The sequence below is a fragment of the Streptomyces sp. NPDC007907 genome, assembly GCF_042959365.1.
Classification (GTDB): domain Bacteria; phylum Actinomycetota; class Actinomycetes; order Streptomycetales; family Streptomycetaceae; genus Streptomyces; species Streptomyces indiaensis.
The window spans coordinates 1-21,563 of sequence record NZ_JBIBKR010000004.1; the positions used below are offsets into that span (position 1 = coordinate 1).

A 21,563-nucleotide genomic window follows, 5' to 3' on the forward strand; every position below is an offset into this window, starting at 1 on the left:
TGGTACTGCAGGGGGGACCCTGTGGGAGAGTAGGACGCCGCCGAACAATTTTTGGGAAAACCCCGCATCTTCGGATGCGGGGTTTTCTGCGTTTATGGCCACCTTTTCAGAGCCCCCTCTCAAGGGGCTCGTTGATTGCTATAGGCGTCCGGCTGCCTTCAAGGCCAAGTAGGCGTCGGCCAATGCCGGCGCCAGATCGTCCGGTGTGGCGTCCACGACCGTGACGCCATGGCGGCGGAGTTGCTCTGCGGTGCGGTGACGTTCCGACTGGGCCTGCGCGGCCGCGGCAGCCTCGTAGACCGCGTCGACGTTTCCGCGGGCTTGGGCCATGTCACCGATGTGCGGGTCCGCCACCGAAGCCAACAGAACCGTGTGGCGTTGCGTGAGCTGAGAGAGGACCGGAAGCAGGCCTTCTTCGATGGGGGCCGCGTCCAGAGTCGTCAGCAGGACGATCAGTGAGCGGCGGGGAGACGTACGCAGGGCGGTGGCCGTGAGGCCCCGGGCGTTCGTTTCGACGAGCTCGGGCTCGAGCGTGGCCATCGCGTTGACCAGAGCGGGAAGGACGTCGCCTGCCGTGCGGCCCTGGACGAGGGCCCGGATTTTCCGGTCGTAGGCGAGGAGATCCACGCGGTCGCCCGCGCGGGAGGCGAGGGCTGCGAGGAGGAGGGCCGCGTCCATGGAGGCGTCGAGGCGGGGCGCGTCGCCCACGCGGCCGGCGGAGGTGCGGCCGGTGTCGAGGACCAGCAGGATGTGGCGGTCGCGCTCGGGGCGCCAGGTGCGCACGGCGACCGTGGTCTGGCGGGCTGTGGCGCGCCAGTCGATGGAGCGGGTGTCGTCGCCGGGGACGTACTCGCGCAGGCTGTCGAACTCCGTGCCCTCGCCTCGGGTGAGGACGCTGGTGCGGCCGTCCAGTTCGCGCAGGCGGGCCAGTTTCGACGGCAGGTGCTTGCGGCTGGTGAAGGGGGGCAGGACACGCACGGTCCAGGGGGCCTTGTGGGTGCCCTGGCGGGAGAAGAGGCCGAGGGGTCCGTACGAGCGGATGGTGACGCGGTCGGCCTTGCGGTCGCCCCGGCGGGTGGGGCGGAGGCGGGTCGTCACGCGGCGGCGTTCACCCGGGGGGACCGTGAGGCGGTGGCGGGAGGCCGCTGTCTCCGTGCCGGGCTGCCAGCTGCTGGGCGGCCAGGCGTCGCGCAGCCGGGCGCGGAGGGGACGGCGGGACGGGTTGGTGACGGTGAGGGTGACGTCCGCCGTGTCGCCGAGGCGGACGGAGGTGTCGCCGGAGCGGGTCAGGCCCAGTCGGCGTACGGGGGCGGCCAGGGCGAAGTCGCAGGCGCAGGCCACGGCCAGGGGGGCGTTGACCGCCAGGATGCCCGTCCAGCTGGGCTCCCAGATGCCGACGGGGAGGGAGCCCAGGGCCGCGAGCAGGGCGGCGCGTCCGGTGAGTGCCATCAGCGGGGGACGGGGACGTGGGCGAGGATCGCGTTGATGACGGAGTCGGCCGTCACGCCTTCCATCTCGGCCTCCGGGCGCAGTTGTACGCGGTGGCGCAGGGTGGGGAGGGCGAGGGCCTTCACGTCGTCGGGGATGACGTAGTCGCGGCCGGTCAGCCAGGCCCAGGCGCGGGCGGTGGCGAGGAGGGCCGTGGCGCCTCGGGGGGAGACGCCGAGGGTGAGGGACGGCGACTCGCGGGTGGCGCGGCAGATGTCGACGACGTAGGCGGTGATCTCGGGGGAGACGGTCGTCTTGGCGACTGCGGCGCGGGCTGCCTCCAGGTCGGCGGGGCCCGCTACGGGGCGTACGCCGGCGGCGTGCAGGTCGCGTGGGTTGAAGCCTTCCGCGTGGCGGGTGAGGACGTCGATCTCGTCCTGGCGGGAGGGGAGGGGGATGGTGAGTTTGAGGAGGAAGCGGTCCAGCTGGGCTTCCGGGAGGGGGTAGGTGCCCTCGTACTCGACGGGGTTCTGGGTCGCTGCGACCAGGAACGGGTCGGGGAGGGGGCGGGGGGTGCCGTCGACGGTGACCTGGCGTTCCTCCATCGCTTCGAGGAGGGACGACTGGGTCTTGGGGGGCGTGCGGTTGATCTCGTCCGCGAGGAGGAGGTTGGTGAAGACGGGGCCGGGCTGGAAGGAGAACTCGGCGCTGCGGGTGTCGTAGACCAGGGAGCCGGTCACGTCGCTCGGCATGAGGTCGGGGGTGAACTGGACGCGTTTGGTGTCGAGTTCGAGGGCGGAGGCGAGGGCGCGGACCAGGAGGGTCTTGGCGACGCCGGGGACGCCTTCGAGGAGGACGTGGCCGCGGCAGAGCAGGGCGACGACGAGACCGGTGACGGCGGGGTCCTGGCCGACCACGGCCTTGGCGATCTCGGCGCGCAGGGCCTCCAGGGCGTCTCGGGCGGTGCCCGGGTCCCCGGTCGGCCCGGCGTTGTCAGTGGTCGGGTCCATCATGGACGGCGTACCTCTCTTTCGAGGGCGTCGAGTCGGTCGGCGAGTGCGATGAGTGCTGCGTCGTCGGTGGGCGGTGGTCCGAAGAGGAGGGCGTGCAGGTCCTGGCCGTCGCCGTGGAGGTGGGCGGACAGGGCGGGGAGCAGGGCCTCGGGCGTGTGCGCCTGGGTAACGGGGACGCCGGTGAGGGGGGCGAGGCGGGTGCGGGTCGTGGAGCGAAGAGCGGTGGCCGCGCGGTCGCGGGCGTCGGTCTTGCGGTAGAGGCGGGCGCGGCCTTCTGCGGTTTCGGAGGCGCGGATCGCGACGGGGAGTTTTTCGGGCACGAGGGGGCCGAGTCGGCGTGCACGCCAGAGGGCGGCCAGGGCTGCGGCGATGAAGAGCTGCAGGGTGCCCCAGAGCCAGCCCGAGGGGAGCAGGTCGAAGAAGCTGCGTTGGTCGTCGGCGCCGGTGGCCGACGTGTCCGAAAGCGAGGGGAGGTACCAGACCAGATGGGGGCGGGAGCCGAGGAGTTGGAGGGCGAGGGAGGCGTTGCCCTGCTCGTCGAGGCGGTCGTTGAGGAGGATGTCGGGGGCGCCGAGGGCGATCGTGTCGCCGTTGCCCCTCGCGTCGGGGATGCGCAGCAGGGTGGCCAGGCGTTCGCTGGGGTAGCACGTGTCGGCGCCGAGGTGGGTGGTGCTGTAGCGGACGCCGCCCGTGTCGGCGGTGCCGGCGCGCCGGGCGGCGGGCAGGGCGCAGTCGGGGGCGAGCGTCGAGTCGAGGCTGGTGGCGGGGTCGGCGGTGACGCCGGGGGCGAGCCGTTCGATGGAGGCGCTGCCGGAGGCGACCAGGACGGTGCGGCCGTGCGACTTGGCGAACGCGGCGCGCAGCCGGGTCTGTTGACCGGGTGTCAGCAGGTCGGGGGCGGCGACCAGAAGGGTCGTGTCCGGGCCGGCCGCGGCGGTTGCTTCGTCGAGGGTGGTGGCCACGCGGGTGTCCACGCCCCGGTCGGCGAGGAGTTCGGCGATGGCGCGGCTGCCGCCCGGGTCGGCGGAGCGCGGGTCGAGTTCGCCGTGGCGGGCGTCGGAGCGGATGACGGCGATGGCGACGGCTCCCACGAGGAGCACCACGAGGGCGAGGGCGATGCCGCGCGCGCGGGTCCACACCTGGCGGGCGGTGGGCGAGGCCGAGGTGGACGTGAGGGTGGCCTCGGTGGTCATTCGGCGGCTCCCTGGCGGGTGTGGGGGGCCGTGGCGGCGCTGCTCGTGGTCAGTTGGGGTTTGGTGCGTTCCAGGTCGCGGTCGAGTTCGGCGATGCGGTGGTACGACTCTTCGGTCGCCGAGCGGCCGCCGTACGTGACGTCGTCGAAGTCGCGGGCGGCGGTGCGCAGTCGGTCGGTGTGGGCGGGCAGGGCGCGGCCGGCTTCGGCTGCGGCCTCGTCGGCGGTGCGGCCGGGGCGGATGTCGAGGAGGGCGCGTTCCTCGAGGGCGCGGACCACGGCACGCATGCGTTCCTGGACGGCTTGGCTCCAGTGGCCCTGGGCGGCGTGTGCCTCGGCGGCGGCGCGGTGGTCGGCGGCGCTGCGGGGGCGGTCGTCGAACAGGGCCGCCGACGAGGTGGGCCGGCGGCGGGGGGTGCCCAGGCGCCACCAGAGGGCGGCCAGGACGGCGACGACGGCCAGGACGACGACGAGCAGGCCGAGTGTGCCGCCGGGGGTGGCGTCCGAGGCGGCGTTGAGGAGTTTGCCGAGCCACTCCCAGAAGGCGTCGAGGGCGCGCTGGAAGAGGCTGGGGTCGTTCTCGTGGTACATCCGCTTGGACAGTTCGCGCCGGGCCGCCTCGCGCGCGGGGTCGCGCGGTGTGGTGAGGGGCGGCTCGTCCGCGGAGCGGGCCGATGACAGGAATGTGCTGTCGTGGGCGCTCAGCAGCGTCCGTATGCCGGCGCGTGGCAGCGCCGTGGTGAGAAGTTCCCCCGCCCTGCTCACCGCATCAGCTCCCCGGGGTGGCGCCGGTGGCGGTGGAGCCGTAGCCCTGGACGCCGGCGGCGCGGGCCAGTTCGAGGTCGAGGGCCTCGCGGCGGATGCGCTGGTCGATGTAGAGGAGCACGGTGACGCCCGCCGTGATGGGGAACGTGATCATGGAGCCGATCACCGATCCGATGCCGCTGACGATGAGGAACGTCCAGCCGAGGCTGCCGACACCGGTGTTGAGCCAGCCGGTGAGGCCGTCGCCGCTGAGGGCGGCGGCGAGGAGGGTGAAGGGGATGACGATGATCGAGGCGACGACGTTCGCGATGAGCGTGGCGAGCAGCTGGATGCCGAAGATCCGCCACCAGGTGCCCTGGACGAGCTTCGCGGAGCGGCTCATCGCCTTCTTGATGCCCTGCTTCTCCAGCATGAGGGCGGGAGAGGCGAGGGAGAAGCGGATCGCCAGCCACAGGGCGACGATACCGGCGCCGATGATGCCGAGGACCGTGAGGGCGATGCCGGCGCCGCTGCTCCCGGCGACGGTGACGAGGAGGCCGGGCAGGGCTCCCACGGTGACGACACCGACGGTGATGAGCAGCAACACGCAGATGAGGCCGAACAGTTTGAGGACCTGAGGGCGGGCGTCCCGCCAGGCCTCGCCGATGGTCACGGATTTGCCGAGTACGGCACGGCTGGTGACGGTGGTGAGCAGGGCGGTCGCGATGACGGTGCCGACCAGGGAGATCACGAAGACGACGGTGGAGTTGAGCAGGGCGTCGCCCATGGCGCGGCTCAGCTCGCTGACGCTGGCGCTGGGGTCGTTGAGGGCGTCGGTGCTGGCGTCGTCCAGGACCAGACCCTGGAACAGGACGACGATGACCTCGGTGAGGACGGCGACGGTCAGCGAGATGCCCAGGACCGTGCGCCAATGGGTGCGCATGGTGGAGACCGCACCGTCGAGGATCTCGCCCACGCCGAGCGGGCGGAGCGGGATGACGCCGGGCTTGGCGGCCGGCGGGGGGCCGCCCCAGCCGCTTCCCCAGCCGCCGCGGCCTGCGGGGGCACCGTAGCCGCCGTGGCCGGCAGGCCCGTATCCGCCGGGGGGCTGCTGGCCCCAGCCCGGGCCGGGGGGCGGGGGCGGGGGTGTCTGGCCGGGGGCGGTCGGGCCGCTGGGGGCGGACCACTGGGCCGGGGGCGGCTGTTCCTTGGACCACTGCGGGCCCGGGCTCTGCGGGGGCTGGGCCGGCTGGTCCGTGGGCTGGGCGGGGGCGGGGCGGTCGGTGGGCTCGGCAGGGCCGGACTGGTCCGGCTTCTGTCCGTCGGACGGGGCGGATCCGGGCGAGGCCCAGCCCGGAGTGTCGTTCATCGTCGCTCCTTCACGGTGCCCGTCCGCGGTCGCGGCGGCAGGTTGGCAGCCATCGTGCCATGGGGTGGTCTTGGAGTGACCAGCCGCGGTATGGGCTGCGTACCTTCAATTGTCCGCTCGATTGGGGGCAGACTGACGGCATGGCTGATCAGTACGCGCACAGCGGCGATGACAAGCGGCCGACCGACATCCCGGCGATCCGCTGGGAAGAGCCACCGGAGGGTCCCGTTCTGGTCCTGCTGGACCAGACGAGGCTGCCGGCCGAGGAGGTCGAACGGGTCTGTACGGATGCGTCGGCGCTGGTGGAGGCGATCCGCTCGCTGGCGGTGCGCGGGGCGCCGCTGCTCGGCATCGCGGGGGCGTACGGCGTCGCGCTCGCCGCCGCGCGGGGCTTCGACGTGGAGGAGGCGGCGGCCGCGCTGGCGGGTGCCCGGCCGACCGCGGTGAACCTGGCCGTGGGGGTCCGCCGGGCGCAGTCGGCGCATGAGACGGCGCTCGCCAAGGGGGGTGACGTCCGCCAGGCGGCCGCGGCGGCGCTGGCCGCTGCGCGGCAGCTGCACCGGGAGGACGCCGAGGCCAGTGGCCGGATGGCCGAGCACGGGGTGGCGCTGCTCGACGAGCTGCTGCCCAGTGGCGGGCATCGGATCCTCACCCATTGCAACACCGGTTCGCTGGTGTCGGGAGGGGAGGGGACGGCGTTCGCGGTGGCGCTCGCGGCGCACCGGGCGGGGCGGCTGCGGCGGTTGTGGGTGGACGAGACGCGGCCGCTGCTGCAGGGCGCTCGCCTGACGGCGTACGAGGCGGCCCGCAGCGGGATGGCGTACACGCTGCTCACCGACAACGCGGCGGGGTCGTTGTTCGCCGCGGGGGAGGTGGACGCGGTGCTGATCGGGGCGGACCGCATCACGGCGGACGGCTCGGTGGCCAACAAGGTGGGGAGCTACCCGCTGGCGGTGCTGGCGCGGTACCACCATGTGCCGTTCATCGTGGTGGCGCCGGTGACGACGGTGGACCTGGACACGCCGGACGGAGCGTCCGTCGAGGTCGAACAGCGGCCCGGGCACGAGGTGACCGAGGTGACGGCGCCGCAGGTGCCGGTGGTCGGTTCGGAGGCGGGCGGGGGCATTCCGGTGGCGCCGCTGGGGACGCAGGCGTACAACCCGGCGTTCGACGTGACTCCGCCGGAGCTGGTGACGGCGATCGTCACGGAGGAGGGCGTCGTGTCGCCGGTGACGGCCGAGGCGCTCGCGCAGGTGTGTGCGCGGTCCCGTGGGGTGACGGCGGGCTGAGCGGGGCCGTGCGGGGGTCACGGAGGGTGTGCGGGGCGTGGACGGGCTCCGGGCACCCTCTCCCCGGTTCCGGGAGCGGGAATCGGGCGGGCGGCGCCCTGGGGGTGGATCATCTACGGGCGGGCGAGGGCAGACAGTAGCGCTTGCTGCGACTATGGTCACTGGCCGGTGACCTACCTCACCACTGCCTTCGCCACTGTTATGAGAATGGGATGATGTCGTTTATGAAGGGACGAGTCCTTGTCGTCGACGACGACACCGCACTGGCCGAGATGCTCGGCATTGTGCTGCGTGGTGAGGGTTTCGAGCCGTCGTTCGTGGCTGACGGTGACAAGGCGCTGGCCGCGTTCCGTGAAGCCAAGCCCGATCTGGTGCTGCTCGATCTGATGCTGCCCGGCCGGGACGGCATCGAGGTGTGCCGTCTGATCAGGGCCGAGTCGGGCGTGCCGATCGTGATGCTGACGGCGAAGAGCGACACCGTCGACGTGGTCGTGGGCCTGGAATCGGGTGCCGACGACTACATCGTGAAGCCGTTCAAGCCGAAGGAGCTGGTGGCCCGGATCCGGGCGCGGCTCAGGAGGTCGGAGGAGCCCGCCCCGGAGCAGCTCGCCATCGGTGACCTGGTCATCGACGTGGCGGGGCACTCCGTGAAGCGGGACGGGCAGTCGATCGCGCTGACGCCGCTGGAGTTCGACCTGCTGGTCGCGCTCGCCCGCAAGCCGTGGCAGGTGTTCACGCGTGAGGTGCTGCTGGAGCAGGTCTGGGGCTACCGGCACGCGGCGGACACGCGGCTGGTCAACGTCCATGTGCAGCGGCTGCGCTCCAAGGTCGAGAAGGACCCGGAGAAGCCGGAGATCGTGGTGACCGTCCGTGGTGTCGGATACAAGGCAGGGCCGAGCTGACATGTCCGGCGACAGTGCCGCTTCGGCGCCCGGCCGGTCCGGGGCCCGCCCGGGGCGGCCTGTCGGGCGGAAGAGGTCCGGCTCCCGCTGGGGGCGGTTCCTGGAGAGCGGGCTGCTGCTCCAGGGCGGAGTGCAGGGCAGCCCGGTCATCCGCCTGTTCATGCGGTGGGTGCGCCGGCCGCTGCTGCCGGTCATGCGGCTGTGGCGGCGCAACATCCAGCTCAAGGTCGTCGCCACGACGCTGCTGATGTCGCTGGGCGTGGTGCTGCTGCTGGGCTTCGTCGTCATCGGGCAGGTGCGCAACGGCCTGCTGGACGCCAAGGTGAAGGCGTCGCAGAGCCAGGCCACGGGCGGTTTCGCGGTGGCCAAGCAGCGGGCCGACGAGGCGGCGAGCGGCACGGGCGACGACGTCGCCACGGCGGACGGCCGGCCCGCGCAGAACGTCATCCAGTGGATGAGCGACCTCGTCTCGTCCCTGTCCAGCGGTGGCCAGGGCGCCTTCGACGTGGTCACGCTCCCGGCCTCGGCCACCGACGGCACCGGCGGGCGCGGGCCGCGTGCCTCGGGTGAGGTGAACTGGAGTAAGAGCGTGCCCGCCGACCTGCGCGAGCGGATCGGCAGCAGCACGACGGCCGCGCAGAGCTACACACGCATCGTCTACAACAACCGGACCCAGGACTCCCAGCCGGGCCTCGTCATCGGCAAGCAGGTCAACGACCCCAACGGCGACCCGTACCAGCTGTACTACCTCTTCCCGCTCACCCAGGAGGAGAAGTCGCTGAGCCTGGTCAAGGGCACGCTGGCGACGGCCGGGCTGTTCGTCGTCGTGCTGCTCGGCGCCATCGCGTGGCTCGTCGTGCGGCAGGTCGTCACGCCGGTGCGGATGGCGGCGGGGATCGCCGAGCGGCTGTCGGCCGGGCGGCTCCAGGAACGTATGAAGGTCACCGGCGAGGACGACATCGCACGGCTCGGTGAGGCCTTCAACAAGATGGCGCAGAACCTCCAGTTGAAGATCAGCCAGCTGGAGGACCTGTCACGGATGCAGCGCCGGTTCGTCTCCGACGTGTCGCACGAGCTGCGGACGCCGCTGACGACCGTACGGATGGCCGCGGACGTCATCCACGAGGCGCGTGAGGACTTCGACCCGGTGACCGCGCGGTCGGCGGAGCTGCTGGCCGACCAGCTGGACCGGTTCGAGTCGCTGCTCGCGGACCTGCTGGAGATCAGCCGGTTCGACGCGGGCGCCGCGGCGCTGGAGGCGGAGCCGATAGACCTCAGGAACGTCGTGCGGCGGGTGGTCAGCGGGGCCGAGCCGCTCGCGGAGCGCAAGGGCACCCGGATCCGGGTCCTCGGCGACCAGCAGCCCGTCGTCGCCGAGGCCGATGCCCGGCGCGTGGAGCGGGTGCTGCGCAACCTCGTCGTCAACGCCGTCGAGCACGGCGAGGGCAAGGACGTCGTGGTCAGGCTGGCCGCGGCGGGCGGCGCGGTCGCCGTGGCGGTGCGGGACTACGGGGTCGGGCTCAAGCCGGGCGAGGCGACCCGGGTGTTCAGCCGCTTCTGGCGGGCGGACCCGGCACGCGCGCGTACCACCGGTGGTACGGGACTGGGGCTGTCCATCGCCCTGGAGGACGCGCGGCTGCACGGCGGCTGGCTGCAGGCGTGGGGAGAGCCGGGCGGCGGCTCCCAGTTCCGGCTGACGCTGCCCAGGACCGCCGACGAGCCGCTGCGCGGGTCCCCGATACCGCTGGAGCCCAAGGACTCCCGGCGCAACCGGGGGCTGGACGACGCCGGTCTGCCGTGCGGCGGGGACGGCGAGAAGCGGGCGACCGTTCCGGCGCAGCCGGTGAGCGGACCGGTGCCGCAGGCGGCGAAGCGGGACCCGATACCGCCGCGTGCCGCCCCGACGGCGGACCCGACGGCGTTGCCCGGCAACGGTTCGCGGGTGGTGCCCAGGCCCGCCTCGGGCACGCGACGGGCCGACGAATCGGCCGGGGCGGAGGAGCCGGGCCCCGGTGAGACGGCCGATCGGCATGAGGAGGCTCGGCGTGACGAGCGTGCCGGGGGCCGTGAGGGGACCCTGGGCGTCGAGGGCGTCGAGGGCGCCGGGGGCCGTGAGGGGACCGGGGGCCGTGAGGGGACCGTGCGTGACGAGGGTGCCGGCGGTCGGACCGGGCGGGGCCCGGTGGTGAACGGGCCGCGGGACGGGGACGACGGGCCCGCGGGCTCTGGCAGCCGTCGGAACGGGCCGGGGAACGTGGACAGGCAAGGGGAGGCATCTCGTGGGCGCTGACCGCGAGGGGCGCGGCCGGCGCAGGCCCGCGCGCGTGATGGCGTACGCCACCGGTGGCGTGCTGGTGCTGGCGGGATGTGCCTCGATGCCGGACAGCGGGGACCTGCGCGGCGTGGAGTCCACACCACGCCAGGAGACCCAGGTGCGGGTGTTCGCCGTGCCGCCGGGGGAGGACGCGCCGCCCTCGGAGATCGTGCAGGGCTTCCTCGAGGCGCTCACCAGCGACGATCCGCACTACAAGACCGCGCGCCAGTACCTGACCGGCGAGGCCGCGAAGACATGGCGGCCCGAGGCGTCCGCGACGGTGCTGACCGACGGGCCGGGCGCCAAGCCCGAGGCGGGCGGTGGCGGCGAGGACACCGGCGAGATCTCGTACATGCTGACCGGCACCAAGGTCGCCACCGTCGACGCCCAGCAGGCGTACGCACCGGCGACCGGGGCGTACGGCAGGAGCGTGCACCTGACCCAGGACGCCAAGCGGCAGTGGCGGATCGACGCGTTGCCGCAGGGCGTCGTCATGGGCGAGTCGGACTTCCAGCGCAACTACATGTCCGTCAGCAAGTACTACTTCGCTTCGAACACCGCGGCGGCCGGTGCGAAGGCCCAGCCCGGCGCGGTCGCCGACCCCGTGTACGTGCGCCGGCGCGTGGAGCCCATGACGCAGATGGTGAACTCCCTGCTCAAGGGGCCCACGCGGTGGCTCGGGCCGGTGGTCAGGTCGAGCTTCCCCACCGGTACGGCACTGGCGAAGGACGCCGACGCGCTGACACCGGACGAACGCAACCGGCTGACGGTCCCACTCAACGACAAGGCCGCCGGCATCGGCGCGAACCGATGCCGGGAGATGGCCGCCCAGATCCTGTTCACGCTGCGCAACCTCAGCCCGGCCGTGGACGAGGTGGCGCTGCGGGCCGGCGGGGCGGAGCTGTGCTCGCTCACGCAGGCGGGAGCCGACACGGCGGCGACCAGGAGCTCGGCGCGCCACCCCGACTACCTGTACTTCGTGGACGGCAAGCACCGGCTCGTCCGGATCCCCGCGGGCAGCAGCGGCACCAAGCCGGACCCGGCGCCCGGGGCGCTCGGCGACGGCGAAACGGCACTGCGGTCGGTGGCGGTCTCGCGCGACGAGCACACCGCGGCGGGCGTCGGCCTCGACGGCAAGTCGCTGTACGTGGGCTCGCTGGTCTCGGGCGGTTCGCTGGGCGACCCGGTGCTGCGCAGCCAGGGCCCGGCCGAGAAGGACCGGCTGACGACGCCCAGCTGGGACGCGGACGACAATCTGTGGGTGGCCGACCGCGATCCCGACGACCCCCGGCTGCTCCTCTTCCAGGAGGGCAAGGGCGAGCCGGTCCAGGTGCGCATGCCGCATCTGGACGGACGGATCCAGTCCGTGCGGGTCGCCGCCGACGGGGTGCGGATCGCGCTGGTCGTGGAGAAGGGCGGCAAGAAGACCCTGCTCGTCGGGCTGATCGAGCGGGACGAGAAGCCGGGTGCGGAGCCGACCGTCAGCGTCGTCGAACTGCGCTCGGCGACGCCGGAGTTGGAGGAGGTCACCACCATGTCGTGGGCCGGGGACAGCCGGCTCGTGGTGGTCGGGCGCGAGCACGGCGGGGTGGAGCAGATGCGGTACGTCCAGGTCGACGGTTCCACACCGGACGTGCCGGCCCCCGCGGCACTGACAGGAGTCAAGGAGGTCACCGCCGCCGAGGACGACCAGCTGCCGCTGGTGGCGTACTCGGTGGACGGCATCGTCCGCCTGCCGTCGGGCGAGCAGTGGCAGAAGGTGACGGAGGGCACGGCGCCGGTCTATCCGGGGTGAGGCGCGGACGCCCCGGCGGCAGGTGCGGCCGGGGGTGTGCCGGTGCGGGCGGCCGCTCCTGCGAGGTCGGGTCTCGTCGGGGGTGGCCGTTGGCGTGTCCGGGGGTGGTGATGCGCTTCGCAAGGGTGCCGTCTGAGACAGCTGAGGGCGCCGATCGGGGGCGGGGCCGCTTGTGATGCCGAGAGCTCCGTTCGTGGCGGGGGCAGCTTGTGATGCCGAGAGCTCCGTTCGTGGCCGGGGCAGCTCTTGAGGGCTCCGTTCGCGGTCGGATCGCTGGTGATCCTTGACGGCGTCGCTCGTAGTGATCCTTGACGTGTCGCTCGTATGGGTGACGCGCTGGTGGCGGGGCGGTTGGTTGTCCACAGGTGGTTGTCCACAGGGGTGGCCGGGTCCGGCCCGGGGCGGCACAGTGGTGGTCATGCGGGGGTGGTGGCAGGACCTCGGTGACCTGATGCTGCCGGGTGAGTGCGGGGGCTGCGGGGCGCCTCGTACGGTGCTGTGCGCGCGGTGCCGTGGGGTGCTGGGCGGGGGAGCGGTGCATCGGGTGCGGCCTGTGCCGGAGCCGCCCGGGCTGCCTAGGGTGCACGCGGCCGCGCGGTATGCGGACGAGGTCCGGGCGACGCTGCTGGCCCACAAGGAGCGGGGCGCCCTGGCGCTCGCGGGCCCGCTCGGGGCGGCGCTGGCGGGAGCCGTGTGCGTGGGGCTTAGGGACGCCTCGGCGTCGGCGGGGGCCGGGATGGCGTGGCCCGCGGGCGGCAGGGTCCCGGTGCTGCTCGTGCCGGTGCCGTCCGGGCGGCGGGCCGTGCGGGCCAGGGGTCATGATCCGGCGCGGCGGATCGCGCTGGCGGCGGCGGGCGAGTTGCGGCGGCGGGGACTCCCGGCCCGGGTGGCCGGCGTGCTGCGGCAGCGACGGGCCGTGGCCGACCAGGCGGGGCTCAACTCCCGTCAGCGACTGGCCAATCTCGCCGGCGCGCTGGTGGTGGCGCCCGGAGGGGCCCGGCTGCTCCGCGATGGGCCGGTCGTCCTAGTCGACGACGTGATGACCACGGGGGCGTCCCTGGCGGAGGCTACGCGAGCCGTGCGGGCGGCCTCGCACCCACCGCGGCCGTCCCCGGGCGCGACGGGGCCGATTTGGAACGATGCAGGAACTTCGGCCGTGTACGGGGGAGAGACATGGGAAAGCAGAGAGGAACAGAACGTCGGATCAAGGCGAGAGAGGACGGGCCGACGGCCCGCCCGGCAGGTGAATGCGGGTGCGGTCGACGTCGACGGAGTCGTCGACGTGGTGTGCGCGGCGGTGGTCGCGGCCTCACCGGACTCTTTCGAAATAAACCGGAACTGATTGAGATCTTGTGTCGTTGCAGGTTACGAGAGGGCCTTTTCACTTGAACGGAGGTACGTCGCAGTAGAGGGTGACGACATCCGGCCGGGCGAGATATGTTCGGTTGAGAGGGAAAGCCGCAGGCCACACCTCTTCAATCCGAATGCCGTACTGCGGGCTTTTTCTTCACTCGCAACGGTGGAGTGGAGATCTCGCTCTCGGGGGAGGAGGTGGAAGTCACCGCGAGTCCGAGGTTCCGGGACTCACCGGAGCCTGGTGCAAAAGGGAGGCGCTCCGCATCGAGGCGGAGCGATCCGGGAACGGAGTTCTGCGTGGACATCGTCGTCAAGGGCCGCAAGACCGAGGTGCCCGAGCGGTTCCGGAAGCACGTGGCCGAGAAGCTGAAGCTGGAGAAGATCCAGAAGCTCGATGGCAAGGTGATCAGCCTCGACGTCGAGGTGTCCAAGGAGCCCAACCCCCGGCAGGCCGACCGCTGTGACCGAGTGGAGATCACGCTCCGCTCCCGCGGCCCGGTGATCCGGGCGGAGGCAGCGGCGAGCGATCCGTACGCGGCGCTCGACCTGGCGGCGGAAAAGTTGGAAGCCCGGCTGCGCAGGCAGCATGACAAGCGGTACTCGCGCCGTGGCGCGCGCCGGATCCCGGCCGCCGAGGTCGCCGACCACGTTCCGGGTGTGGCGACGCTCAACGGCAACGGCCTGGTGCCGTCCTCCGAGGACGAGCCCGAGGCGGTACCAACGAAGAAGATCGGCTCGCTGGAAGTGCAGGGTGACGGTCCCATCGTCGTCCGCGAGAAGACCCACGTGGCATCCCCCATGACCCTCGACCAGGCTCTCTACGAGATGGAGCTGGTCGGGCACGACTTCTATCTGTTCGTCGACTCCGAGACCAAGGAACCGAGTGTCGTCTACCGACGACACGCCTACGACTACGGCGTGATCCACCTCAGCACGGACACGATGGTCACACAGACGCACTCCCCGGACGCGGGCGGTGCGCTCGGCGGCTGACCGTGCCGGGTGACAGCGGAACAGGTGCCCCTGGAGCGCGTGTGCGCCCCCAGGGGCACCCCCGTGCGACCACTTCGCGCCCCGCTCCGGCACCCCGGCGCCGTCCGGGCATGAAATCATGGTGGCCACGGCCCAACCGGTGGGTCGTTGCTCTGGGTTGGCGATGGCTCAGGACCTCAGGCCACAGCCTTCAGGGGGAGGAACGATGGCGGACAGCTTCGGACCGATGCATGACGAGGATGCCGACGACGGCGTCGTCGGCATGGGCCCGGACTCGGGGACTCCACGCAAGGAACCGATCAGAGTCCTCGTGGTGGACGACCACGCCTTGTTCCGCCGTGGCCTGGAGATCGTGCTCGCCGCCGAGGAGGACATCCAGGTGGTCGGGGAGGCGGGCGACGGCGCCGAGGCCGTCGAGAAGGCCGCCGACCTGCTGCCCGACATCGTCCTGATGGACGTGCGGATGCCCAAGCGGGGCGGGATCGAGGCATGCACCTCCATCAAGGAGGTGGCACCCAGCGCCAAGATCATCATGCTGACGATCAGTGACGAGGAAGCCGATCTCTACGACGCCATCAAGGCGGGCGCGACCGGCTATCTCCTCAAGGAGATCTCCACGGACGAGGTCGCCACCGCCATCCGCGCGGTGGCCGACGGACAGTCCCAGATCAGTCCGTCCATGGCGTCGAAACTCCTCACGGAGTTCAAGTCGATGATCCAGCGCACGGACGAACGGCGGTTGGTGCCCGCGCCGCGCCTGACCGACCGTGAACTGGAAGTCCTCAAACTCGTCGCCACAGGAATGAACAACCGGGACATCGCCAAGGAGTTGTTCATCTCCGAGAACACCGTGAAGAACCACGTCCGCAACATCCTGGAGAAACTGCAACTGCACTCCAGGATGGAAGCGGTGGTGTACGCGATGCGGGAGAAGATCCTGGAGATCCGCTAGTCGGGGTCTCAGCCGAGGACGCGGATGAGTTCCCGGGCGAGGGGTTCGCGCAGGTCCGGCGAGTCGACCCGTTCGACGCGGACGTCCGTGCAGTCCACCCAGGTCGCCGCCTCGGCCAGGGCCTGGGCGACGGCCGGGACCGCCTTCGGGCCGTCGAGCGTGACCTGCTTGGCCACCAGCGTGCGGCCCTCACGAGCCGGGTCCACCCGGCCGACGAGACGCCCGCCGGCCAGCACCGGCATCGCGAAGTACCCGTACACACGCTTCTGCTTGGGGACGTAGGCCTCCAGGCGGTGGGTGAAGCCGAAGATCCGCTCCGTGCGCGACCGCTCCCAGATCAGGGAGTCGAAGGGCGACAAAAGTGTGGTGCGGTGGCGGCCGCGCGGCGGCGTCTGCAGGGCCGCAGGGTCGGCCCAGGCCGGCTTGCCCCAGCCCTCGACCTGCACCGGGACCAGGCCCGAGTCGGCGATCACCGCGTCGACCTGCTCACCCTTGAGGCGGTGGTAGTCGGCGATGTCCGCGCGCGTACCGACCCCGAGGGAGCTACCCGCCAGGCCCACCAGGCGGCGCAGGCACTCGGTGTCGTCCAGCTCGTCGTGCAGCAGCTCCGGCGGGACGGCGCGCTCGGCGAGGTCGTAGACGCGCTTCCAGCCGCGGCGCTCCACGCAGACCACCTCGCCGTACATGAGGGCGCGTTCGACGGCGACCTTGGAGCCGGACCAGTCCCACCAGTCGTTCGTCTTCTTCGCGCCGCCCAACTCCGTGGCGGTGAGGGGGCCCTCGGAGCGGAGCTGCTTGACGACCTGGTCGTAGGCGCCGTCGGGCAGGTCGTGGCTCCAGTGCGGGCGGTTGCGGTAGGCGCGGCGGCGGAAGGCGAAGTGGGGCCACTCCTCGATGGGCAGGATGCACGCCGCGTGGGACCAGTACTCGAAGGCGTGCGTGTCCCGCCAGTAGGCCTCCTCCACCGTCTTGCGGCCCACCGCGCCCAGGCGGGCGTACGGCACGAGTTCATGGGAGCGGGCCAGGACGCTGATCGTGTCGAGCTGTATCGCGCCCAGGTGGCGGAGGATGCCGCGGACGCCGGAGCGCCGGTCGGGAGCGCCGAGGAAACCCTGGGCGCGGAGCGCGATCCTGCGGGCCTCGTCTGCGGAGAGTTCTGCGATGGGGCGCGGGGTGGTCATGGTCGCAGCGTAGGGCGAGGGACTGACAGTGCGGTGTGACCTGCGGGTCTGCCGGCGGCCGGGCCGGTCAGCGGGCCGGCAGGTACGGGGCCGTCGACGGCAGGCCCAGGTCCGAGGGGAGCAGGGAACCCACCCAGGTGTCCTGGCGGACTCCCTTGTTGTTGGTCGCGGAGCGCAGCGTGCCCTCGATCGTGAAGCCCGCTCGTTCCGCCACCGCGCGGGACGCGCGGTTGCCCACGGTCGCCCGCCACTCGACGCGGTCGACCGCGGCGTGTGTGAAGGCCCACCGGCAGGCCGTGAGGGCGGCCTCGGTGACGTAGCCGTTGGCGCGGTGCTGCTTCGCGGCCCAGAAGCCGATCTCCCCCATGCCCAGGGCGCGCATCGTGACGCTGAGCATGCCCGCGAGTTCTCCGGAGTGCAGGAAGACGCCGAAGGTGAACATGGAGCCGTCCGCCCAGCCGTCCGGGACGAATTGTTCCGTGAAGCTCCTGGCGTGCTCACGCAGGTAGGGGGAGGGGATCGTGGTCCAGCGCTGGATCTCGGGGTCCTGGCAGGCGTCGTACACCGCGTCGGTGTCCTGCGCGCCCACCGTGCGCAGCACCAGGCGGTCCGTGGTGAGGGTGACGGGGTCCATCGGCCGATTCTGCTCGGCGGCGGGCCACGGTGCCATCCCTTTGCGTTCGGTGAAGGAGTGATCACGCTTTGTGCAATTCGCTACGGGGGTGCGGCACTATCCGGGGGCGCCGCACGTTGTCCCCTTTGAAGCAGACGTGAATCAGATTTGAAGCAGCGGACGGTCGCCGTCGCGGCAGGCCCTCCCGGCGCGGCGGGGTCCTCGCATACGATGGCCGTTGCTCAGTAAGTCAAGTGGTAACCGACCGTCCCAGGCCCGACCGGCAAGGAGACCAACCCCCGTGTCCGTCCTCTCGAAGATCATGCGTGCAGGCGAAGGCAAGATCCTGCGCAAGCTGCACCGCATCGCGGACCAGGTCAACTCCATCGAAGAGGACTTCGTCGACCTCTCCGACGCCGAGCTGCGCGCCCTCACCGATGAGTACAAGCAGCGCTACGCCGACGGCGAGACCCTGGACGACCTGCTGCCCGAGGCGTTCGCCACCGTTCGCGAGGCCGCCAAGCGCGTCCTCGGCCAGCGTCACTACGACGTGCAGATGATGGGTGGCGCGGCCCTGCACATGGGGTACGTGGCCGAGATGAAGACCGGTGAGGGCAAGACCCTCGTCGGCACGCTGCCGGCGTACCTGAACGCGCTGTCCGGCAAGGGCGTCCACATCATCACGGTCAACGACTACCTGGCCGAGCGCGACTCCGAGATGATGGGCCGCGTCCACCGGTTCCTGGGCCTCGAGGTCGGCTGCATCCTCGCCAACATGACGCCGGCTCAGCGCCGCGAGCAGTACGCCTGCGACATCACCTACGGCACGAACAACGAGTTCGGCTTCGACTACCTGCGCGACAACATGGCGTGGTCCCAGGACGAGCTCGTCCAGCGCGGCCACAACTTCGCCATCGTCGACGAGGTCGACTCCATCCTCATCGACGAGGCCCGTACGCCGCTGATCATCTCCGGCCCGGCCGACCAGGCCACCAAGTGGTACGGGGACTTCGCCAAGCTGGTGAAGCGCCTCAAGCGCGGCGAGGCCGGCCAGCCGCTCAAGGGCATCGAGGAGACCGGCGACTACGACGTCGACGAGAAGAAGCGCACGGTCGCCATCCACGAGTCCGGCGTCGCCAAGGTCGAGGACTGGCTGGGCATCGACAACCTCTACGAGTCGGTCAACACCCCTCTGGTGGGCTACCTGAACAACGCCATCAAGGCGAAGGAGCTCTTCAAGAAGGACAAGGACTACGTCATCATCGACGACGAGGTCATGATCGTCGACGAGCACACCGGACGTATCCTCGCCGGCCGCCGTTACAACGAGGGCATGCACCAGGCCATCGAGGCCAAGGAAGCGGTGCCGATCAAGGACGAGAACCAGACGCTCGCCACGATCACGCTGCAGAACTTCTTCCGCCTCTACAAGCGCCACGACCACAACGGCAAGGAACAGCCGGGTCTGTCCGGCATGACCGGTACGGCCATGACCGAGGCCGCCGAGTTCCACCAGATCTACAAGCTCGGCGTGGTGCCGATCCCGACCAACCGGCCGATGGTCCGCAAGGACCAGTCGGACCTGATCTACCGGACCGAGGTCGCCAAGTTCGAGGCGGTCGTCGACGACATCGAGGAGAAGCACCGCAAGGGCCAGCCGATCCTCGTCGGTACGACCTCCGTCGAGAAGTCCGAGTACCTCTCGCAGCAGCTCAGCAAGCGCGGCATCCAGCACGAGGTGCTCAACGCCAAGCAGCACGACCGGGAGGCGACGATCGTCGCCCAGGCAGGCCGCAAGGGCGCCGTCACGGTGGCCACCAACATGGCCGGCCGTGGTACGGACATCAAGCTCGGCGGCAACCCCGAGGACCTCGCCGAGGCGGAGCTGCGCCAGCGCGGCCTGGACCCCGAGGAGCACATCGAGGAGTGGGCGCACGCCCTGCCCGAGGCGCTCCAGCGCGCGGAGAAGGCCGTCAAGAACGAGAAGGACGAGGTCGAGAAGCTCGGCGGGCTCTACGTGCTCGGCACCGAGCGGCACGAGTCGCGGCGCATCGACAACCAGCTGCGCGGTCGTTCCGGCCGTCAGGGCGACCCGGGCGAGTCCCGCTTCTACCTCTCCCTCGGTGACGACCTGATGCGGCTGTTCAAGGCCCAGATGGTCGAGCGCGTGATGTCCATGGCGAACGTCCCGGACGACGTGCCGATCGAGAACAAGATGGTCACCCGCGCGATCGCCTCCGCGCAGTCGCAGGTCGAGCAGCAGAACTTCGAGACGCGCAAGAACGTCCTCAAGTACGACGAGGTCCTCAACCGCCAGCGTGAGGTCATCTACGGCGAGCGCCGTCGCGTCCTGGAGGGCGAGGACCTGCACGAGCAGGTGCAGCACTTCATGGACGACACCATCGACGCGTACGTCCAGGCCGAGACCGCCGAGGGCTTCCCCGAGGACTGGGACCTCGACCGGCTGTGGGGCGCCTTCAAGCAGCTCTACCCGTGCAGCGTCACGATCGAGGAGCTGGAGGAGGCGGCCGGCGACCGGGCCGGTCTGACCGCCGAGTTCATCGGTGACTCCATCAAGGACGACATCCGCGAGCAGTACCAGGCGCGTGAGGCGCAGCTCGGCTCCGAGATCATGCGTGAGCTGGAGCGCCGGGTCGTGCTGTCGGTCCTGGACCGCAAGTGGCGCGAGCACCTCTACGAGATGGACTACCTCCAGGAGGGCATCGGCCTGCGCGCCATGGCGCAGAAGGACCCGCTGGTCGAGTACCAGCGTGAGGGCTTCGACATGTTCACCGCGATGATGGAGGGCATCAAGGAGGAGTCCGTCGGCTACCTGTTCAACCTGGAGGTCCAGGTGGAGCAGCAGGTCGAGGAGGTCCCGGTCGAGGACACCAAGCCGGTGGCGGACCTGGAGAAGCACGACGCGGTGCCGGCGCAGGCGGGTCCCCGTCCGGAGATCCGCGCGAAGGGGCTCGACGTCCCGCAGCGGCGCAACCTCCACTTCTCCGCGCCGACGGTCGACGGTGAGGGCGGCACCATCGAGGGTGACTTCACCGAGGACGGCGAGCCGGTGCGGTCCGAGGCCGACGGCCTGACGCGTGCGGAGCGGCGCAAGCAGGCGCGGGGCCGGGGTCGCCGCAAGAAGTGACGGTTGCCGCGTAGCGGCTGAAGGGGCCGGGCACCTGGGGGTGTCCGGCCCTTCGTCATGTCATGGGCGGGGCCTGGACAGTTCTCGCTCGGCCCCCGCACGGGCGCCGTGTCGACCGGCCTCGGTCGGGCCTCGAAGGGGCGTTGTCTCGAGCGGCCTCAGCCGGACCCCGGACCGGCGTGGTCTCGCCCGGTCTCAGTCGGACTCCTGGCGGGGCGGGCGGGGGCCGCCGAGTTCCACCGCCGTGCAGCGCCAGCGGAGGTCCTGGCCGAGTTCCAGGCGGAACGCCATGGCGCGCAGCCGGTCGCCGGCGCCGATGCGGGCGAACGCCTCGATGGCGCCCGGCCGGGGTTCGCACCAGCCGATGTCGCGGACGACGGGGCGGGTGCCGCGGGTGCGCAGGGGCCCGCGTTCGGCCAGCCAGGCCAGCTCGTCGTAGGCGCGGCCCCGGGTGTGGCGGAGCATCGAGTGGACGGGGCGGTGCCCGCTCAGGACGGCCACCAGGAGATCGGCGAAGACGTCGGTGGGCAGGGGCTGGGGGATCACGGCGGGGCGGGAGCCCTGGGCCGGGACGCGGGGGGTGGGTGCGGCGGTGTCGGTACGGGCCGGGGCGGGGGTCGAGTCCGTGGTCCTGCGAGGCGCTGTGCGGGCCGTGGAGGGGGTGGGTGGGCGCGTGTCCGCCGGGCGGGTACGGGACGCCCTGGCTCGAACGGAGCCCGGCGGCCGCCCGCCCGCAGCCGGAGGCCGCACGCGACCGCCGCCGGGAGAACGCGGGGGCGCGGCGGCGACTCGACGGGGTGCTGTGTCACCGCTCCGGACAGAGGTGCGGGAGGTGCGGGAGGCGCTGCTCACGACGCTGCCGGGGACGCCCGGGGAGCCGGCGGCGGCATGGACGCCGGGAGTGCCGGGGGAGCCAGGGTGCGCGCCGCCAGGTGCGTGAGAGGCGTCAGGTGCACCAAGTGCTGGCCTACCAAACGCTTCAGGTGCTCCAGTTGCACCAGGTGCCGCAGTCATGGGCGGTCGGGAACCGGCCGTGCCGGGGAGGGCGGGTGGTGCGCCGGTCGTGCCGCCGAGAGCGCCGGGGGCGACGCTCACAGACGCGGGTGGTGCTGTGGCGCCGGATGTGCGGGAGGCCGTCTTCGGGCGGGTTCTGGTCATGACCTTGTGCATGGGGCCCCGTTTCGTGGGTCCGGTGGATACCGGGGAGTAACTTCGGTCGGTGATCTTGTACGGGGTCGACGGGGGCGGCGGCAAGGAAGCGTGGTTCGGGTCGC

At 71.7% G+C, this 21,563-nt stretch carries 16 protein-coding genes; 8 read left to right on the plus strand and 8 right to left on the minus strand.

The window, feature by feature from the left end; all coding sequences use genetic code 11:
* Window positions 1–138 precede the first annotated feature (138 nt).
* The 5 genes from ACFZDI_RS16380 to ACFZDI_RS16400 are packed head-to-tail and all read right to left on the minus strand — an operon-like array spanning window position 139 to window position 5,746.
* Entirely contained in the window at window positions 139–1,449 is a 1,311-nt protein-coding gene (locus ACFZDI_RS16380; RefSeq protein ID WP_234850863.1) for a DUF58 domain-containing protein, read from the minus strand.
* Window positions 1,449–2,438 (minus strand): AAA family ATPase, encoded by a 990-nt coding sequence (locus tag ACFZDI_RS16385; protein ID WP_391252250.1) that lies wholly within the window; start codon window positions 2,436–2,438, stop codon window positions 1,449–1,451. The genes ACFZDI_RS16380 and ACFZDI_RS16385 overlap by 1 nt, the downstream gene beginning before the upstream one ends.
* Window positions 2,438–3,634 (minus strand): DUF4350 domain-containing protein, encoded by a 1,197-nt coding sequence (locus tag ACFZDI_RS16390; protein ID WP_391251177.1) that lies wholly within the window; start codon window positions 3,632–3,634, stop codon window positions 2,438–2,440. The genes ACFZDI_RS16385 and ACFZDI_RS16390 overlap by 1 nt, the downstream gene beginning before the upstream one ends.
* Window positions 3,631–4,398: a DUF4129 domain-containing protein gene (locus ACFZDI_RS16395; protein ID WP_391251179.1), complete on the minus strand. Its 768-nt coding sequence runs from the start codon at window positions 4,396–4,398 to the stop codon at window positions 3,631–3,633. The genes ACFZDI_RS16390 and ACFZDI_RS16395 overlap by 4 nt, the downstream gene beginning before the upstream one ends.
* A 4-nt stretch (window positions 4,399–4,402) precedes the next feature.
* Window positions 4,403–5,746: a glycerophosphoryl diester phosphodiesterase membrane domain-containing protein gene (locus ACFZDI_RS16400; protein WP_391251181.1), complete on the minus strand. Its 1,344-nt coding sequence runs from the start codon at window positions 5,744–5,746 to the stop codon at window positions 4,403–4,405.
* Between the two features lie 140 nt (window positions 5,747–5,886).
* Here ACFZDI_RS16400 and mtnA point away from each other — a divergent pair, with 140 nt between their 5' ends.
* The 7 genes from mtnA (at window position 5,887) to ACFZDI_RS16435 (ending at window position 15,347) form a co-directional block, all read left to right on the plus strand.
* Window positions 5,887–7,035 carry an S-methyl-5-thioribose-1-phosphate isomerase gene (gene mtnA, locus ACFZDI_RS16405; RefSeq protein WP_234850284.1) on the plus strand — a complete coding sequence of 383 codons (1,149 nt, stop codon included), beginning with the start codon at window positions 5,887–5,889 and terminating at the stop codon, window positions 7,033–7,035.
* A 212-nt stretch (window positions 7,036–7,247) separates the two neighbouring features.
* Window positions 7,248–7,937, plus strand: coding sequence for a two-component system response regulator MtrA (gene mtrA / locus ACFZDI_RS16410; protein WP_009188938.1), 690 nt, complete (start codon window positions 7,248–7,250; stop codon window positions 7,935–7,937).
* A gap of 1 nt (window position 7,938) precedes the next feature.
* The gene (mtrB, locus tag ACFZDI_RS16415) at window positions 7,939–10,227 is read left to right on the plus strand and encodes an MtrAB system histidine kinase MtrB (protein WP_391251184.1); all 2,289 of its coding nucleotides are present in this window, start codon (window positions 7,939–7,941) and stop codon (window positions 10,225–10,227) included.
* Window positions 10,217–12,046, plus strand: a complete 1,830-nt coding sequence (locus ACFZDI_RS16420; RefSeq protein ID WP_234850286.1) for an LpqB family beta-propeller domain-containing protein — start codon at window positions 10,217–10,219, stop codon at window positions 12,044–12,046. Before mtrB ends, ACFZDI_RS16420 begins: the two co-directional genes overlap by 11 nt.
* 418 nt (window positions 12,047–12,464) lie before the next feature.
* Entirely contained in the window at window positions 12,465–13,388 is a 924-nt protein-coding gene (locus tag ACFZDI_RS16425) for a ComF family protein (RefSeq protein WP_391251186.1), read from the plus strand.
* 311 nt (window positions 13,389–13,699) lie between these two features.
* Window positions 13,700–14,395 (plus strand): ribosome hibernation-promoting factor, HPF/YfiA family, encoded by a 696-nt coding sequence (gene hpf, locus ACFZDI_RS16430; RefSeq protein WP_234850288.1) that lies wholly within the window; start codon window positions 13,700–13,702, stop codon window positions 14,393–14,395.
* Between the two features lie 205 nt (window positions 14,396–14,600).
* Window positions 14,601–15,347, plus strand: a complete 747-nt coding sequence (locus tag ACFZDI_RS16435) for a response regulator (protein WP_391251188.1) — start codon at window positions 14,601–14,603, stop codon at window positions 15,345–15,347.
* A gap of 8 nt (window positions 15,348–15,355) precedes the next feature.
* On the opposite strand, the gene ACFZDI_RS16440 is transcribed toward ACFZDI_RS16435, so the two are convergent.
* Window positions 15,356–16,528, minus strand: coding sequence for a winged helix-turn-helix domain-containing protein (locus ACFZDI_RS16440; protein ID WP_234850289.1), 1,173 nt, complete (start codon window positions 16,526–16,528; stop codon window positions 15,356–15,358).
* A 67-nt stretch (window positions 16,529–16,595) separates the two neighbouring features.
* Window positions 16,596–17,162, minus strand: a complete 567-nt coding sequence (locus ACFZDI_RS16445; protein ID WP_391251191.1) for a GNAT family N-acetyltransferase — start codon at window positions 17,160–17,162, stop codon at window positions 16,596–16,598.
* 280 nt (window positions 17,163–17,442) lie between these two features.
* Here ACFZDI_RS16445 and secA point away from each other — a divergent pair, with 280 nt between their 5' ends.
* The gene (gene secA / locus ACFZDI_RS16450; protein ID WP_234850291.1) at window positions 17,443–20,289 is read left to right on the plus strand and encodes a preprotein translocase subunit SecA; all 2,847 of its coding nucleotides are present in this window, start codon (window positions 17,443–17,445) and stop codon (window positions 20,287–20,289) included.
* 195 nt (window positions 20,290–20,484) lie between these two features.
* On the opposite strand, the gene ACFZDI_RS16455 is transcribed toward secA, so the two are convergent.
* Window positions 20,485–21,039: an Rv3235 family protein gene (locus tag ACFZDI_RS16455; protein ID WP_391251194.1), complete on the minus strand. Its 555-nt coding sequence runs from the start codon at window positions 21,037–21,039 to the stop codon at window positions 20,485–20,487.
* Window positions 21,040–21,563: the final 524 nt, after the last annotated feature.

Coding starts and splice junctions, on each gene's coding strand:
- ACFZDI_RS16380 (WP_234850863.1), bottom strand. CDS start 1,449: ATGGCACTCACCGGACGCGCCGCCCTGCTCGCGGCCCTGGGCTCCCTC.
- ACFZDI_RS16385 (WP_391252250.1), bottom strand. CDS start 2,438: ATGGACCCGACCACTGACAACGCCGGGCCGACCGGGGACCCGGGCACC.
- ACFZDI_RS16390 (WP_391251177.1), bottom strand. CDS start 3,634: ATGACCACCGAGGCCACCCTCACGTCCACCTCGGCCTCGCCCACCGCC.
- ACFZDI_RS16400 (WP_391251181.1), bottom strand. CDS start 5,746: ATGAACGACACTCCGGGCTGGGCCTCGCCCGGATCCGCCCCGTCCGAC.
- mtnA (WP_234850284.1), top strand. CDS start 5,887: ATGGCTGATCAGTACGCGCACAGCGGCGATGACAAGCGGCCGACCGAC.
- mtrA (WP_009188938.1), top strand. CDS start 7,248: ATGATGTCGTTTATGAAGGGACGAGTCCTTGTCGTCGACGACGACACC.
- mtrB (WP_391251184.1), top strand. CDS start 7,939: ATGTCCGGCGACAGTGCCGCTTCGGCGCCCGGCCGGTCCGGGGCCCGC.
- ACFZDI_RS16425 (WP_391251186.1), top strand. CDS start 12,465: ATGCGGGGGTGGTGGCAGGACCTCGGTGACCTGATGCTGCCGGGTGAG.
- ACFZDI_RS16435 (WP_391251188.1), top strand. CDS start 14,601: ATGGCGGACAGCTTCGGACCGATGCATGACGAGGATGCCGACGACGGC.
- ACFZDI_RS16440 (WP_234850289.1), bottom strand. CDS start 16,528: ATGACCACCCCGCGCCCCATCGCAGAACTCTCCGCAGACGAGGCCCGC.
- ACFZDI_RS16445 (WP_391251191.1), bottom strand. CDS start 17,162: ATGGACCCCGTCACCCTCACCACGGACCGCCTGGTGCTGCGCACGGTG.